The organism is Comamonas sp. Y33R10-2 (assembly GCF_019355935.1).
GTDB lineage: Bacteria > Pseudomonadota > Gammaproteobacteria > Burkholderiales > Burkholderiaceae_C > Comamonas.
On sequence record NZ_CP079925.1, the window covers coordinates 3,276,153 to 3,290,109 of the forward strand.

Annotated in this window: 15 protein-coding genes; 7 read left to right on the forward strand and 8 right to left on the reverse strand. The window is 57.3% G+C overall.

Translation table 11 applies throughout. The annotated features are described in order from the left end of the window. Window positions 1-156 precede the first annotated feature (156 nt). Entirely contained in the window at window positions 157-1,485 is a 1,329-nt protein-coding gene (locus KUF54_RS14760; RefSeq protein WP_255576142.1) for a multifunctional CCA addition/repair protein, read from the reverse strand. Window positions 1,486-1,531: 46 nt separating this feature from the next. Beyond that, complete coding sequence (locus tag KUF54_RS14765; RefSeq protein ID WP_219343526.1) at window positions 1,532-2,215, reverse strand: glutathione S-transferase family protein; 684 nt, start codon at window positions 2,213-2,215, stop codon at window positions 1,532-1,534. Window positions 2,216-2,341: 126 nt separating this feature from the next. Here KUF54_RS14765 and queC point away from each other — a divergent pair, with 126 nt between their 5' ends. After that, a complete protein-coding gene (queC, locus tag KUF54_RS14770) occupies window positions 2,342-3,112 on the forward strand; it encodes a 7-cyano-7-deazaguanine synthase QueC (RefSeq protein ID WP_255576143.1) in 771 nt (256 codons plus the stop codon). 101 nt (window positions 3,113-3,213) lie between these two features. Here the strand turns inward: queC and KUF54_RS14775 are convergent, their stop codons facing one another. From KUF54_RS14775 to KUF54_RS14785, 3 genes are read right to left on the reverse strand one after another with little or no spacing between them, the layout of a single operon-like run. Beyond that, a complete protein-coding gene (locus KUF54_RS14775; RefSeq protein ID WP_219343527.1) occupies window positions 3,214-3,519 on the reverse strand; it encodes a hypothetical protein in 306 nt (101 codons plus the stop codon). After that, window positions 3,516-3,782, reverse strand: coding sequence for a hypothetical protein (locus tag KUF54_RS14780; protein WP_219343528.1), 267 nt, complete (start codon window positions 3,780-3,782; stop codon window positions 3,516-3,518). Before KUF54_RS14780 ends, KUF54_RS14775 begins: the two co-directional genes overlap by 4 nt. Before the next feature lie 31 nt (window positions 3,783-3,813). Next, on the reverse strand, window positions 3,814-4,386 hold the full coding sequence (locus KUF54_RS14785) for a 5-formyltetrahydrofolate cyclo-ligase (RefSeq protein ID WP_219343529.1): 573 nt from the start codon (window positions 4,384-4,386) through the stop codon (window positions 3,814-3,816). 15 nt (window positions 4,387-4,401) lie between these two features. On the opposite strand from KUF54_RS14785, the gene KUF54_RS14790 reads away from it, so the two are divergent. After that, window positions 4,402-6,381, forward strand: a complete 1,980-nt coding sequence (locus KUF54_RS14790; RefSeq protein ID WP_219343530.1) for a lytic transglycosylase domain-containing protein — start codon at window positions 4,402-4,404, stop codon at window positions 6,379-6,381. A gap of 362 nt (window positions 6,382-6,743) precedes the next feature. Next, on the forward strand, window positions 6,744-8,951 hold the full coding sequence (locus KUF54_RS14795; RefSeq protein WP_219343531.1) for a TonB-dependent receptor domain-containing protein: 2,208 nt from the start codon (window positions 6,744-6,746) through the stop codon (window positions 8,949-8,951). A 131-nt stretch (window positions 8,952-9,082) separates the two neighbouring features. Here the strand turns inward: KUF54_RS14795 and KUF54_RS14800 are convergent, their stop codons facing one another. Then, a complete protein-coding gene (locus KUF54_RS14800) occupies window positions 9,083-9,523 on the reverse strand; it encodes a MarR family winged helix-turn-helix transcriptional regulator (protein WP_219343532.1) in 441 nt (146 codons plus the stop codon). Window positions 9,524-9,599: 76 nt separating this feature from the next. Here KUF54_RS14800 and KUF54_RS14805 point away from each other — a divergent pair, with 76 nt between their 5' ends. Together KUF54_RS14805 and KUF54_RS14810 are read left to right on the forward strand one after the other, a co-directional pair. After that, window positions 9,600-10,391, forward strand: a complete 792-nt coding sequence (locus tag KUF54_RS14805; RefSeq protein WP_219343533.1) for a siderophore-interacting protein — start codon at window positions 9,600-9,602, stop codon at window positions 10,389-10,391. Window position 10,392: 1 nt separating this feature from the next. After that, window positions 10,393-10,665, forward strand: coding sequence for a DUF2798 domain-containing protein (locus KUF54_RS14810; protein WP_219343534.1), 273 nt, complete (start codon window positions 10,393-10,395; stop codon window positions 10,663-10,665). Here KUF54_RS14810 and KUF54_RS14815 read toward each other — a convergent pair. Together KUF54_RS14815 and KUF54_RS14820 are read right to left on the reverse strand one after the other, a co-directional pair. After that, window positions 10,659-11,579 (reverse strand): MBL fold metallo-hydrolase, encoded by a 921-nt coding sequence (locus KUF54_RS14815; protein ID WP_219346421.1) that lies wholly within the window; start codon window positions 11,577-11,579, stop codon window positions 10,659-10,661. The two genes, KUF54_RS14810 and KUF54_RS14815, sit on opposite strands and share 7 nt — an antisense overlap. A gap of 44 nt (window positions 11,580-11,623) precedes the next feature. Then, a complete protein-coding gene (locus KUF54_RS14820; RefSeq protein ID WP_219343535.1) occupies window positions 11,624-12,073 on the reverse strand; it encodes a bacteriohemerythrin in 450 nt (149 codons plus the stop codon). A 533-nt stretch (window positions 12,074-12,606) separates the two neighbouring features. Here KUF54_RS14820 and KUF54_RS14825 point away from each other — a divergent pair. Together KUF54_RS14825 and KUF54_RS14830 are read left to right on the forward strand one after the other, a co-directional pair. Then, the gene (locus tag KUF54_RS14825; RefSeq protein WP_219343536.1) at window positions 12,607-13,083 is read left to right on the forward strand and encodes a hypothetical protein; all 477 of its coding nucleotides are present in this window, start codon (window positions 12,607-12,609) and stop codon (window positions 13,081-13,083) included. A 79-nt stretch (window positions 13,084-13,162) separates the two neighbouring features. After that, complete coding sequence (locus tag KUF54_RS14830; RefSeq protein ID WP_219343537.1) at window positions 13,163-13,705, forward strand: DoxX family protein; 543 nt, start codon at window positions 13,163-13,165, stop codon at window positions 13,703-13,705. The last annotated feature ends 252 nt before the right edge of the window (window positions 13,706-13,957 follow it).

Sequence of the window (13,957 nt, forward strand, 5' to 3'; positions counted from 1 at the left end):
GGAAACCTCCAGAGCAAGAAACAGGGGGAATATGCGTCGAGATGCAGAAGTGCTACGCGGTGGCCGTGCAGCCTGCAGTCCTACATATTCCTGCCTGATTTAAGGCGGGCGAGAGGCGGTTTTCCCTCTGCGGGTGTTCCCTTGGTGTGCTCTGGCTCAGGCGGTGGGTGCGGCGGGGGCGGGTAAATCTGTTGCAGACGTTTGTGGTTGTTGCAATTGAGATGGAGTTTGAGATTGCAACTGCAGCGCAACTGCCTGCTCGCGCGCTTGGCTCACTGCATCGCCAATGGCTTTACCTTTCAAGCCTCGCTGAGCGGCAGCTTGAGCGACGGGTGCCGTTTCAACCGCCAGCGCGGCGTTCAGTGCAGCACTCAGGCGTTGGCGCTGCGGGTAGGGCGCTTCCTCAAAGCCGAGGCGGCCGCGCGCATCGCATTCGCAGGCCAGCAGGGCTTGTTCAAAACGCTCTGGCTTGCGAATGGCGTCGCAGCGCTCAAGCAGTCGCAAGACAGCGGCGGCATTGAGCTCATTGCTGCGATGAATGTTGCCATGCTCGCGGGCCACGACTTCGGCCAGCTCTTTGCAATCGTTGGGCACGCGCCAACGCTCGCACACTTGCAGCAGCAAGCGGGCGCTGCGCTGCTCGTGGCCAATGTGGCGGGGCAGCACATCGGCAGGGGTCGTGCCTTTGCCAAAGTCATGGCACAGGCAGGCAAAGCGCACGGTCAGCGGCGTTTGCAGCTGTGCTGACATATCCAGCACCATCATGGCGTGCACGCCGGTGTCTATTTCGGGGTGGTATTCGGCCCGTTGGGGCACACCCCAGAGCTTGTTGAGTTCGGGTAGGAGCCGCTCAAGCGCACCACATTCGCGCAGAATGTTGAACATGCGGGACGGCTGCTCTTCCATCAGGCCGCGGCTGATTTCTTGCCACACGCGCTCTGGCACCAAGGCATCAACCTCGCCAGCGGCCACCATTTCGCGCATCAGCGCCATGGTTTCAGGGGCGACGGAGAAATCGGTAAAGCGGGCCGCAAAGCGGGCCAGGCGAAGAATGCGCACCGGGTCTTCGCGAAAGGCTTCGGTCACATGGCGCAGCACCCGATCTTTCAGGTCTTGCTGGCCGTTGTAGGGGTCTACAAGGTCTTTTGGCCCGCTGTCGCTTGTCCAATCTAGAGGTGCTGCTATGGAGTTGATAGTGAGATCGCGCCGCGCCAGATCTTCTTCCAGCGTCACATCAGCGGCGGTGTGCACCACAAAGCCGCGGTAGCCCATGCCTTGCTTGCGCTCGGTGCGGGCCAGCGCATACTCCTCATGGGTTTTGGGGTGCAAAAAAACCGGAAAGTCGCGCCCCACGGGTACAAAACCGCGTGCGGTCATTTGCTCGGGCGTGGCACCCACTACCACCCAGTCTGTGTCGTTGACGCTCAGACCCAGCAATGCATCGCGCACTGCACCACCCACCTTGTAAACCTTGAATTCGCTCATGCGCCAATGTTAGTGGCAGTGAGCGAGGTGTTGCACAGTTTTTGCCTTAGCGATGCGTGCGGTAAGGCTCTTCAAACGGCACAAAGTCGTGCTCGGCCAGTGCGCCCTTCACCCATTCTTGCGTAGATGGCAGCAAGCAGATGCGCTGCACATAGGCGGTGACAAGCTTGGAGGTGGGCAGGCCATAGCTGTTGATACGCATGCAGGTAGGGGCAAAGAAGGCATCGGCAATGCCGAATTGGTCAAACAACATGGGGCCGTTGGCCACTTCCAGCGCGGGTATCCACATTGCTTCAAGGCGGCGCACATCGGCGCGCAGCTCGGGGTGGCGCTCCCACAGTTGGGCGCCTATCGTATCCAGACGCGCTTCGATGTTCATGGGGCAAATGGTGCGCAGTGCGCCAAAGCCGCTGTGAATCTCAGCGACGAGGCTGCGCGCCCGGGCACGTTGGCCTGAATTTTTGGGCCAGAGGTTCTTTTCAGGAAAGCGCTCGGCCAAATATTCGCAGATGGCCAAGCTGTCCCAGATGATGAGGTCTTCATCCGTTAGCAGCGGCACCTTGGCCGTTGGTGACAGTACCAAGGCTTGTTTTTTGAATTCGGAGTTCGGCGCGAAGCTGTCAAAGCGTAGCTTGACTTCTTCAAAATGAATGCCGCTTTGGCGCATCAGCACCCATGGACGCATGGACCATGCCGAGTAATTTTTGTTGCCGATATAGAGCTTCAACATGGCGGTGCCCCTAGATTTCCCTAAATTTTTACGCTTTTGAGCTTAGGGACTTGAAGGGGCAGTCTGTAGTTCTGAGCGCCGCAGTGATGCGTAGGACTGTGCCAGTGATGATGTAATTACAAACATATGCCAAATACTTCCAATATTTCTAGCCATTGCACGGTGAATGCTGCGGGCGCGGGCCACCACAAGGGCGCGCTAGTGCTGTTTTCTGGCGGGCAGGACTCCACGACTTGCTTGGCGCAGGCGCTGGCCATGTTTGATCATGTGGAGACGCTGGGCTTTGACTACGGCCAGCGCCACAGCGTAGAGATGGAGGTGCGCGCTGGAGTGCGCGAGCAGTTGGCCAAGCGCTTTCCTGCATGGGCGCCGCGTCTGGGGGAAGACCATGTGCTGTCGCTCGATGTGCTCAAGCAGATTGGCGGCTCGTCGCTGACCGACGATGTGGCCTTTGCCATGCAAGCCGATGGTTTGCCCAACACCTTTGTGCCGGGCCGCAATCTGCTGTTTTTGACACTGGCCGGCGCGCTGGCCTATCGCCGTGGGCTGACGGTGATCGTCACCGGCGTGTGCGAGACCGATTACTCAGGCTACCCCGACTGCCGCGACGACACCATGAAGGCGCAGCAGCTGGCGCTGAACTTGGGGCTGGAGCGCCGCCTGCGCATAGACACCCCCCTGATGTGGCTGGACAAGGCCCAGACTTGGCAGATGGCTTATGACTTGGGCGGCGATGCTTTGATCGAGCTGATTCGCGTGGAGACCCACACCTGCTACCAAGGCACGCGTGATGCGCTGCATGACTGGGGCTACGGCTGCGGCAGCTGCCCGGCTTGCGAGCTGCGTGCATCGGGCTGGACGCACTGGCGCGCTGCGCAAGCGGCCAGTGCTGATTGAATAGCGCATTGGACTATTGAATTCATAGCAACAAGTCCATCAATAAAAAGGACTTCAAGGCATTTCTCCTTGAAGTCCTGGCTTCCTTGGTGAAGAGCGGCTCAGTCCTCGCTGGGTTCGCGGGCTTCACCTGGCAACTTGCTGGAGAGGGACGCCAGCAACGCCCTCGTTTTGCGCTGGCGCATCACGCGCAGCAGGTTAAAGAACACCAGCAGCGCCACCAGCATCAGCAAGAACAGCACTTCGCCGCTCCAGCACCACAACCCCACGAAGATGGCGGGCGGCACGATCTCTACTGCCAACAGGTGCAGCAGGCGGCCTTTGCCCGAAGGCAACTGCTGGTATTGCGCCAGCAATGCCTTCTCCTGTGCAGACAGTCTAGTAGGGAAGCTGTCCGCCTCCTTCATGCCCTGGCAGCGGGGCGCAAAGCGTTTTGCCCGGCCTGAATCTGGCCCGCCATGTGGCTGAGCCAGACCTTGCTTTCAGGCAGTTCATACAGAAAGTCCCAAATAGCATCGTGCTGGCGCGGCGTCAGGCTGCGGGGGCCGTGGCGGCGCATATGGGCCTGCAGTCGGTCCACCACTTCACGTGTGAGGGGTTGCTGCATCACGGTCAGAGGAGGGCGCGGGCGGTAGCGGCGCTGGGGGATATTCTTGTTCGGGCGACTCATGGCAAACAGTTCAAAAATTCAAACCAAAGGTTCAGACAGGCCAGACTACACCGTTGTCGTTCAAGATGGCGTCTAGGGGTAAATCATGGGTTTCAGGCTGGAAGTCATCCAGATAACCGTTGGTGTAACCCAGCCCCACGGTAAATGGGCGCGGCGTCAGCTCGGCCAGCGTGCGGTCATAAAAGCCGCCGCCATAGCCCAAACGGTAGCCACCAGGCGCATAACCCACGCAGGGCACAAACAGCAGCGTGGGCACTAGCAGCTCAGTATCTTTGGGTTTGGGGATGCCATAGGCGTCTTCCTCCATAGGGCAGCCGGGGTACCAAGCGTGAAAACTCAGCGTCTTACGCTGTTTGTCGATCACGGGCAGGCCAATTCTGCGTCGTTGTGGGGTACCCTGTAGCTCGCCATCTTCTTTCCAACGATGCAGGGCGGGCAGCGGATCGAACTCTGCCTTGATGGGCCAGTAAGCGCCAATCACGGTATCGGGTCGCTCCATCAGCCAAAAGCGCATCACCTGCTGAAGCGCATCTGCGCGCTCAAGGCGATTGGGAAGGTTGAGGCGCAGTTCAATCAACTTGCGGCGTAACGCTGCTTTGTCCATCGGGTAATTTCCTCCATGCACTGGCTGAAGATTTTGACACCGCTTTGTGCGGCTTCTGTGTTGACTGTAGCTGCTCCGTTTGCGCAGGCACAAAATTCCGGCGATGCCGTGTTGCTGGATATGCAAAAAGCATTCCGTGCACGCAGCCAAACGACACTGACCCAGCTGCTGCCACAGGCCAGCGGTCACCCCCTTGAAGCTTGGGCCGCTTACTGGGAACTCAAGAATCGCCTTGAAACCAGCGCGCCTGATGAAATCCAGGCCTTTCTCACCCGTTACGCCGGCAGCTACCAAGAAGACCGTATGCGCAACGATTGGTTGCTGCTGTTAGGCAAGCAGCGCGACTGGAGCACGTTTGGCCGCGTCTACCCGCAGTTTCGTATGCGCGACGATAAATCCGTCACCTGCTACGCCTTGCTGGCCGATGCCTTGCAAGGCCGTGCAGCTGCTAATGTGGGCCAGCAGGTGCGTGACTTGTGGATGTCGCAAAAAGATGCCGACGACGGCTGCACCACGGCAGCAGGACAGATGTACGCCAGCAAGCTGATCACCGAAGCGGACGTCTGGCGCCGCGCCCGGGTAGCCGCTGAAAACAACCGCCAAAAAGCGGCGCGTGATGCGGTAGCCATCGTTGCGCCGGAAGTCGCAGACCAAGTGGCGCTAGTCTTTGCCTCTCCCGCCAAATATCTGGCCGGCAGCAGCAAGGTGCGCGGGCGCGAGCGCAAAGAGCTGGCGCTGCTGGCCCTGATTCGCATGGCAGCCAATGACCCCGATGGCGCTGCAGGCTGGCTTGAAGGCGGCTGGGGCGCGCAATTGAATGCGGAAGAGCGCAACTGGGCGTGGGCCGTAGCAGGCAAGCAAGCCGCCTTCAAACTCTCGCCAGACGCCAACACCTACTTTGGCAAAGTGCGCCGCAATGAAGACCTGAGCGACGAGCTGCTGGGCTGGAAGGTGCGCGCCGCCCTGCGCGCCGGTGACTGGAAGGCTGTGCGCCGCGCAGTCGATGCCATGGGTGCTGAGCGACTTGATCCCGCTTGGGTCTACTGGAAGGCGAAGTCCATCTTGGCCAGCCGCCCCAATGCAGAAGAAAAAGCCGAGGCTCAGCAACTGCTGGAAAAAACGGCAGGCAGCGGCAGCTTTTACGAGCAATTGGCGCTGGAAGACCTTGGCCAGCGCATCAGCGTGCCGCCCGTGCCCGCAGCGCTTACGGCTGAAGAAAAAGCCGCCGCCCGCGCCAACCCCGGCCTGCGCCGCAGCCTGTATGCCATCAGCATCGGCTTGCGCAGCGAGGGCGTGCGTGAGTGGAACTACAGCACCAATTTGCACCAGTCTGGCGGTATGGATGACCGCGAGCTATATGCCGCTGCCGACTTAGCCTGCGAGCGCCAAGTGTGGGATCGCTGCATTAACACCAGCGAGCGCACCAAGTCGTTTGCCGACTGGAAACAGCGCTTTCCCATGCCCTATCACGACACGGTGCTCAGCAAGTCACGCAATATTGGCCTGGACCCCGCCTATGTTTATGGCCTGATTCGCCAAGAAAGCCGCTTCATCATGGATGCGCGCTCGGGTGTGGGCGCTTCCGGTCTCATGCAAGTCATGCCTGCCACCGCCACTTGGACGGCTCGAAAAATCGGCATGACCGGCTTTACCCCCGGCATGATTAACGACCGCGAAACCAACATCACCATCGGCACGGCTTACCTCAAGCTGGCGCTGGATGACTTTGATGGCTCTATGGCGATGGCCGCTGCGGGCTACAACGCAGGCCCCGGTCGCCCCCGCAATTGGCGCAACGGCCCCACGTTAGACGCTGCCATTTGGGCGGAAAACGTGCCCTTTACGGAGACGCGCGATTACGTCAAAAAGGTGCTCTCCAACACCACCAACTATGCGGCGTTGATTACCGGCCAGCCTCAGTCGCTGAGGGAGCGTTTGGGCACCGTGGGGCCACGCCCTAGCAATGAGCCAGCACCTATGAAAGACCTGCCGTGAGCAACGTCTAAACACTCATTAATAGATAGCAAGAAGCGCTCTATCCGAAAGGAGTTGAGCGCTTTTTCTTTAATAAATATGTAGCCAAAGCAAGTAGCGAAAGCCTGTATTTTTAATGCTATGTGCATAGAAAAAAGCAGAGAAAACGTAGGCAAAAAACTACATTCAAACAGCGAATGAGATTGGTTTGCGTTTACAAATCGTACATAATTGCAACCGTCAGAGCCCATAACTTTACATACAACCTCGGCTTTGTCTCCCATTAGCTGCTCCGCCAGCTGACGCTCAGGCCCCTCCTATCGGGCCGACTCATCTTTCCAATATCTAACAACGACCTGTTGATCACAGGCCGAGGAGTCATCATGTCCAACGCAGCCCAAAGCCGCGCTCGTCACACCACTTGGCAACCCCGTTTGCTGGCGCTGGCCGCAGCCGCTGTTTGCGCTAGTTCTGCTGCTTTTGCGCAAACTAAAGAGTCCACCATGGAAGAGGTGGTGGTCTCCGCCACAGGCTTTGAGCAAGAACTCAAGGATGCGCCGGCTTCAATTTCGGTGGTGACGCGCAAAGAGCTGGAGAGCAAGAATTTCCGTGATCTGGCTGAAGCACTGCAGGGCGTGGAAGGCATTGATGTCATGGGCGGCACGGGCAAGACCGGTGGCCTCGATATCAGCATTCGCGGCATGCCTAGCGACTACACGCTGATCTTGATCGATGGTCGCCGCCAGAACGTGGCTGGCGATGTAACTCCTAACGGCTTTGGCGCAGCGCTGACCAGCTTTATGCCGCCTGTTTCGGCGATTGAACGCATTGAAGTGATTCGCGGCCCCATGTCCACGCTGTACGGCTCGGACGCTATGGGCGGTGTGATCAACATCATCACCCGCAAGGTGGCCAAAGAATGGGGCGGCGAAGTCAGCGTCGGCATGGGCATTCCTCAAGACAGCGAATGGGGCAACCAGTACAAGAGCAATCTATATATCAACGGCCCTATCAAGTCAGACGTACTTGGCTTGGCCATTCGCGGCAGTGCCAGCGGCCGTGAGGCGTCAGACTGGGTGCTGGCCCCCAATGCCAATCAACCCGCTGGTGCCCGTAACCCGGCCCCTGCAGAAAGCCGCCAGCACAGCCTGGGTGCCCGCCTGTCTTTGACGCCTAACCGCTATCACGACCTGTGGCTGGATGTGGATCAGGCGCGTACTTGGTACAACAACGAAGATGGCCGTTTGGGTAACCGCGATGCGCTCAGGCCTGTTGATAAAAATGGTGACTTGGCCTTGCCTGGTTATCGTGATGCGATGCGCTTTAACCGCGATCAAGTCTCTATCGGTCACACCGGTCGACTGGGCTTTGGCACGTTGACAAGCAGCCTGATGCACACCGAAACCGAGACCATTGGTCGCACTATTCCCAGCGGTGCAGTACCTATTGGCGATGTGCGCGCAGGCACAGATCGTGAACTCAAAACCACCAACATGGTGCTGGACAGCAAGCTGGTCGCCCCTTTGGGTGACAAGCATGTTTTGACCGTGGGCGGCCAGTTCTGGGATGCCAAGCTCAAAGATGGTCTGCTGCCTAACAGCCATAAGCAAACCATGTGGTCGCTGTTTGTGGAAGATGAATGGCGTCTGCGTCAGGGCCTGACCGCCACGCTGGGCGGCCGCTATGACCACCATGATGCGTTTGGAGGCAACTTCAGCCCCCGCGCTTATTTGGTGTGGGATGCCGCAACCAACTGGACCTTCAAGGGCGGCGTGAGCCAGGGCTTTAAGGCCCCGCGTCTGAACCAGTTGATTGATGGCGTGAGCGGGATTAGTGGGCAAGGTGCCACGATCAATATCGGCAACCCCAACCTCAAGCCCGAAATCAGCACCAGCGTGGAGCTGTCGGCCCTGTTCGACAACAAGTCTGGCTGGACAGCAGGTGCAACGCTGTTCCATAACGACATCAAGGACAAGATTGCTTCTGGTGGAACCTGTAAGCGAGGCGGTGTTTACATTTCCAGTTGTGCTTACAGTCCGACGGCTAACTATTCCATCAACGTCGACAAGGCCAAGACTATGGGCTTGGAACTGACCACGCGTGCGCAGTTGAACAAAGAATGGGCAGTGCGTGGTGGCTACACCTATACGCACAGTGAAGTAATTGAAGGCGGTGTGAAAAATGGCCAGCTGGCCAACACTGCCAAGCATATTGCGAATGTGCAAATGGACTGGACGCCGGCTAGCCAGTGGCGCCTTTGGGCACGTGGCGAATACCGCAGCAAGAGCCCGCGTTTCAGCGGTTCTTACGCAAAGCTTGATGCTGATGATCAAAAGCCAATCTTTGATGCAGTAGGCGACCTCAAAGGCTATGCACTGTTCCACATTGGCGGTAGCTACCAAGTCAACAAAAACCTGAGCATCAATGCGCAGATCTTCAACTTGTTCGACAAAGATTTCCGCAAGTACAACCAAGTTAGCGTCAACGGCACGCCGACATGGGTGAACAGCTACTTCCAAGGTGGCTCTGGCGTCTCGGGAGTGACGCAAGCCGGTCGCACGTTCTGGATAACTGCGAACATGAAGTTCTAAGCCAGAACGCTTAAAGCGCTTCTGAATCAGGAGCTGCTAGTGCTAATAAATCAACGGTTTCAAAGGTAAATCCTTCTGAAACCATTGATTCAAAAGCACTGGCAGCTCTTTTTATTGATGTGCTCTAGTTTTTAATTGACAGACTGAGCGCTGCTCAAGGCCAGTTTCAGCAGCTCGCGCAGCTGCGTTTGCTGATCGGCGGGAAAGTCGCGCAGCAGCTCGGTGGCAATTTGCTCGCGCCGATTTTTGAGCTGGGTGAACAACTGCTGCCCTTGCGCGCTGAGTTGCAGGCAGCGCACGCGCTTGTCGGCTTGGCTGGCGGATCGGTCCAGCCAGCCCTTGTCTTGCAGCTGCGCCAGCGTGCGCGCCATCTGGGCCTTGTCGGTGTGGCTGTGCTCGACCAACTCTTTTTGCGTAATGCCCGGGTGGCGGCCTGCGTGCATCAGGATGCGGAACTCATTGAACGTCAGCCCCGGCTGAATGCGCTCCAGCGACTCAAGCAGGCGCGCGCGAAACTGGTGCATCAGGTCGTGCAGCACTTCAAACACATCGGCGGCAAGGGATGAACTCATGATCGAAAAGGGCAATTGTTGACTTAGTCAACTTATTGGTTGATATTTAGTGGACTTTATCAACTTCTTCAGAAAAATGTCCAACATCGAAGTAACCCCCATCATGCAGCGTGTTCGCCACCCCTTTCGCGCCCGCCATGTGCAATTGCTGGCGCGAGAGCAGGTCAGCCCCGGCTTTATTCGTTTGACCTTGGGCGGGCCTGAGCTGGAGGGCTTTGTCAGCGCTGGTTTTGACGACCACACCAAACTCATCTTGCCGCAGGAGAGTCTTGAGAAACCCAATCTGCCGCAGATGGTGGATGGCAAGCCGCACATCGATGGCGAACGCCCCACCATGCGCGACTACACACCGCTTCACTACGACGCAGCGCACAACACGCTGCAGATGGAGTTTGCCGAGCATGGCACCGGCCCCGCTGTGGAATGGGCGCGCACAGCCCCCATAGGCCAGTGGCTAGGGCTGGCCGGGCCGCGTGGCAGCTTGGTGGTGCCTGCTGATCTGGACTGGCATGTGCTGCTGGGCGATGAAAGTGCCATGCCCGCGATAGAGCGCCGTTTGGCCGAATTGCCTGCCAACAGCCGCGCCATTGTGCGGGTGCAAATTAGCAATCCCGCCGATCAACGTGCATGGGCCAGTGCCGCCGTGCTGGATTTGCAGTGGGTGACATCGCTGGCCGACGCGGCGGATGCGCTGGAGTTGCCTGCGGGTGATGGATTCATCTGGGCTTCTGGCGAGAACCGCGTGATGGCGGATTTACGCAAGCGCCTTCTGGCCAAGCCCGGCGCCAACCCCAAGCGCATGCGCATTGCCTCGTACTGGAAGCAGGGCGAAGCGGCTCACCATGAGGAGTTGAGCAGCAATGACTGAGATGAGCGAAAAAAGCCGTTTGCATCATCCGCCCCCAAAGCCGAGCCGCAAACTGCACAAACGCTTTACGCCGCTGGCGTTTGCCTTCTATATGGCGCTGATCATGGCGTTTTTCATGTGCTGCATCATCGTGGCCGTCAATGGCGGGCTGGGCGCGGGTTACTGGTGGACGGTGCTCAAAGCTTATGCCGTGGCCATGCCTTCGGCCTTTTTCTGTGTGGTGCTGGTGCGCCCCGTGGTGATGCGGATGGTAGCCGCCACTGTGCATCACTGATTGAGTAGAACAGGTGCGCCCGCTGCGCCGTGCTGCAGCTTGGCAGCGCCGCTGGCAATCAGACCTTCAATCAAGCTATCCAGCCATTGCTGCCATGTCTGCGTGCCGAAGTAGGTCTGGTGCAAGAGACCGAAATAGGACGTGGCATGGGTCCAGAGGCTGAGGTCTTGCAAGCTGATGCTTTGCCATTCCAGCAGCTTGTATTTGAGCAGTACCTTGGCCGCATAGTTGGCATGGCGCTCGGGTGACTGCACAAATGCTGCCAGCCGTTTGCGCGCAATGGCCAGCGCTGCAGGCGCATCGGTAAACACGCTGCCGTGGCCGGGCACAACGGTCAGCGGCTGCAACTGCTCAATCACATCCAGCGTGGCTGCCACTTCATCAAAAGCAGCAATGCCTTCAATCTCGGGGAAGACGACGCCAAAGCCGTTTTCCCACAGCGCATCGGCAGAGATCAGGGTGCGGCTCTCGGGCTCAAACAGAATCACCGAATGCGGATCGTGACCGGGCGCTGCATGAATCTGCCAATCGCGACCTGACAGACACACACTGGCGCCGGGCTGCAGCAAGCCGGTGATGGCAAAGCGTGGACATCCCTGCCCCGTGGGGGCGTAACTGAGCTTGGTTTCATCCCAAACGCGGATGTGCTCGGCCTCGCCGGGCGCGATAAAGGTCTGCACCTCTGGATAAGTTTGCTGCAGCAGCGCATTGCCGCCGCAGTGGTCGCTGTGCAGGTGAGTGTTGAGAATGCGCGCCAGCGGCTGGCCTTGCAGCGCGCTGTCGATTAAGTCCAGTGTCTGCGCCGAGTGGCTGACATAGCCGGTATCGACCACCGCCGAGCCTTGCGTATCACCGGAAGCCGCCGCAAACACAATGTTGTTGGCCGACAGCCAGCCGCGCTCCAGCACGGTCATGCCGGGGGGCAGGTGGGCGAGCGAAGCGGTGGGCACTCGAAGGCTCAGGCGTCGGCTTGGGAAAGGATATTGCGTTTGATAACCACGGGCTTGCCGCCAAAGCGCTGCTTGGACATCCAGTGAGCCAAGGCAGAGTCGAGATGTGTGGCGTGGCCTGGGAACCATTCGACCAAGGCTGTGATGAGGCGGCGGCAGGCATCGATGTTGCCTTGATTGAGTAAGTCACGAACTTCAGCGACTGACTTTAAAACGGCAGCATGTTCATCAATGTGGCAGTCACGCGGGGGGAAGCTTGTGGTGTTCATCCACTGATCTTCTTCGGCGAAGTGGTGCTTAAGGTGAACTTCCATCGCCTCCAGCAGCTGCGGCAGTTGTGCGTCTTGAGCCGTTTGCAACTGGGCAGCCAAGCCGACAAACTCTTCATGCAGCTCATCCATGGGCGCGTGTCCCAAAAGCAGTTGATCATCCCAAATCAAAGTGGTGGTTTCGCTCATACAGGTCTATTGGTTATTTTAAAAATGGGGTGAGCGCGCCAGTCTCAAGCGGCATTATGCCGGGCGCATAGGCGTAAGCCATTTGCATAAAGTGCAGTTAGCTATTGCTTAAGAACTACTGACACACATCCTTGATGCGTTGGTGTGAGATCAGGTGCTTCGCCTTGTCTCAAACGCAGACCTTTGGCTTATTGGGTTGTGATGGCCGCGATAAGTGTGCTCATTAATAGAAGTGACTCGTGTGACTACTCCCCGGGCATGAACTAGGTCTTTCCCTTGGTTGGTTTTTTGATTGTGAGTGCTTGCTGTTGTTTTTGGCTTTGATATTCCTACAGATGGAATATCTATTACGAAAAAAACTTTCTCAGACTTTGAATTTGCATAGCAGCCATGCATTCCCTGCGGTGGTTGGGGCAGTTAATGGAATCAAGAATGCGCGTACTGCTTGGAATTGCAGACAGAGTCAAGATGCTTTGGGTCGATTTGGACTCATGGCATGTCATTCGAAAAAGGACATCTCATAAGGTCCACCTATGCACATCAAGAAAAAAACTTTTAACCAGATAGCGGTGGTTGTTGGCCTAGTGCTGACGGCTGCTGTATGGCATCACATGGCTTCCAATCCACGCTGGGCGAACGACAACGGACCGGGTGTAGGCAAGCTGCCGCGTGAAATCGTCAGTGGCTTTATGAAGATGGCCTATGAGGATGGCAAGGGTGAGCAGGCCGTCAAGCTCTACATGAATGAGAAGTCTGTGGATTTGGCACCGAACGCCGCTGACCGCAAAGATGGAGCTCCGCTCAAGCACACGATTCGGCGCGTGGTTGCCGAAGGGGTGAATGTAGTGGTCTGGCATTGCATTGATGGCTCAGATGGCAAGAGTCAGGAAGTGGTGGATTTCTTCCGCACGCGAGATGGTCGGATTGTGGATAGAGCACGTCCGACAAGTGAAAGCGTGCCTGAAGGGAAAACCTGCGATCAAGTCACTTGGCCCAAGCCAAGCCGATGAATTCACGTTCGCCCCTCTCTTGCCTTTCTTTCAGTGAGCTCTGAGCTCACGCCGGTCAACAACGTATTCAATTCTCATTATGAAAACTGCTGAAGACTCCCAGTCGGAAAATATCAAAATTGATATCTGGTTCATCGGCACTCTGATCATTACCTTCTTTCGGGTAATGCTGGGTGCTTGGATGATCGTTAATGGCATCAACCATCTCTTGCCCATGTGGGGCTTCGCGAACGTTTACCCCCAGCCTCTGGGAACGCTGCATCTCTCGAACGTCATGTTGGTCAGCATGATCGAAACGGGAATGTTTGACTATGTGAAGGTTGCCGAGCTGGTGGTGGGCCTGTGCTTGGTCTTTAACCGCTTTGTTCCGCTGGCGCTGGTAATTGCCATGCCTTTGTCACTTGTGGTGTTCTACAACTCCATCGCTCTGAACCTGCGCTTTGAGCGGATTTTCAGCTTCTATATGGCCGTATGGTGCACGTACATGAACGTGGTGCTGCTGCTGGCATATATCAAGTCATATATGCCCATGCTGAAGTTCAAGACGCCAGTGGGAAAACTCTGCGACTTGCGCCTGCTTAAAAACATCTTCAAATCTGAAGATGCATCCGCCAAAGACTAGGAGCAGTCTGCGGCGCTGCCCGCCTTTGCAAGGCACAAGCCTTGCTGCGGGCTTGGGCCTTTCATTCAAGCCCTTGTCGCTGCAGCGCGATCGTCGAGCAATTCTCAATAGAGCCTAAGTGGCTTGGGGCAAAAGGGTTAGCTGGCCCTTGCTCATTTTTCTGATGAAGCTGGCCAAGGCTTCGTCGGATATCCATCATTTTTGGCAGATTCGAACTCCTCATGACAAGCGCACATGTTTGGGCGCTGCCTT

What these genes read in the sequence shown, in the direction of transcription:
- KUF54_RS14795 (WP_219343531.1), top strand. Translation starts at nt 6,744, where the DNA reads ATGTCCAACGCAGCCCAAAGCCGCGCTCGTCACACCACTTGGCAACCC.
- KUF54_RS14820 (WP_219343535.1), bottom strand. Translation starts at nt 12,073, where the DNA reads ATGAGCGAAACCACCACTTTGATTTGGGATGATCAACTGCTTTTGGGA.
- KUF54_RS14790 (WP_219343530.1), top strand. Translation starts at nt 4,402, where the DNA reads ATGCACTGGCTGAAGATTTTGACACCGCTTTGTGCGGCTTCTGTGTTG.
- KUF54_RS14765 (WP_219343526.1), bottom strand. Translation starts at nt 2,215, where the DNA reads ATGTTGAAGCTCTATATCGGCAACAAAAATTACTCGGCATGGTCCATG.
- KUF54_RS14780 (WP_219343528.1), bottom strand. Translation starts at nt 3,782, where the DNA reads ATGAGTCGCCCGAACAAGAATATCCCCCAGCGCCGCTACCGCCCGCGC.
- KUF54_RS14775 (WP_219343527.1), bottom strand. Translation starts at nt 3,519, where the DNA reads ATGAAGGAGGCGGACAGCTTCCCTACTAGACTGTCTGCACAGGAGAAG.
- KUF54_RS14785 (WP_219343529.1), bottom strand. Translation starts at nt 4,386, where the DNA reads ATGGACAAAGCAGCGTTACGCCGCAAGTTGATTGAACTGCGCCTCAAC.
- KUF54_RS14815 (WP_219346421.1), bottom strand. Translation starts at nt 11,579, where the DNA reads ATGACCGTGCTGGAGCGCGGCTGGCTGTCGGCCAACAACATTGTGTTT.
- KUF54_RS14805 (WP_219343533.1), top strand. Translation starts at nt 9,600, where the DNA reads ATGTCCAACATCGAAGTAACCCCCATCATGCAGCGTGTTCGCCACCCC.
- KUF54_RS14800 (WP_219343532.1), bottom strand. Translation starts at nt 9,523, where the DNA reads ATGAGTTCATCCCTTGCCGCCGATGTGTTTGAAGTGCTGCACGACCTG.
- KUF54_RS14830 (WP_219343537.1), top strand. Translation starts at nt 13,163, where the DNA reads ATGAAAACTGCTGAAGACTCCCAGTCGGAAAATATCAAAATTGATATC.
- queC (WP_255576143.1), top strand. Translation starts at nt 2,342, where the DNA reads ATGCCAAATACTTCCAATATTTCTAGCCATTGCACGGTGAATGCTGCG.
- KUF54_RS14760 (WP_255576142.1), bottom strand. Translation starts at nt 1,485, where the DNA reads ATGAGCGAATTCAAGGTTTACAAGGTGGGTGGTGCAGTGCGCGATGCA.
- KUF54_RS14810 (WP_219343534.1), top strand. Translation starts at nt 10,393, where the DNA reads ATGAGCGAAAAAAGCCGTTTGCATCATCCGCCCCCAAAGCCGAGCCGC.
- KUF54_RS14825 (WP_219343536.1), top strand. Translation starts at nt 12,607, where the DNA reads ATGCACATCAAGAAAAAAACTTTTAACCAGATAGCGGTGGTTGTTGGC.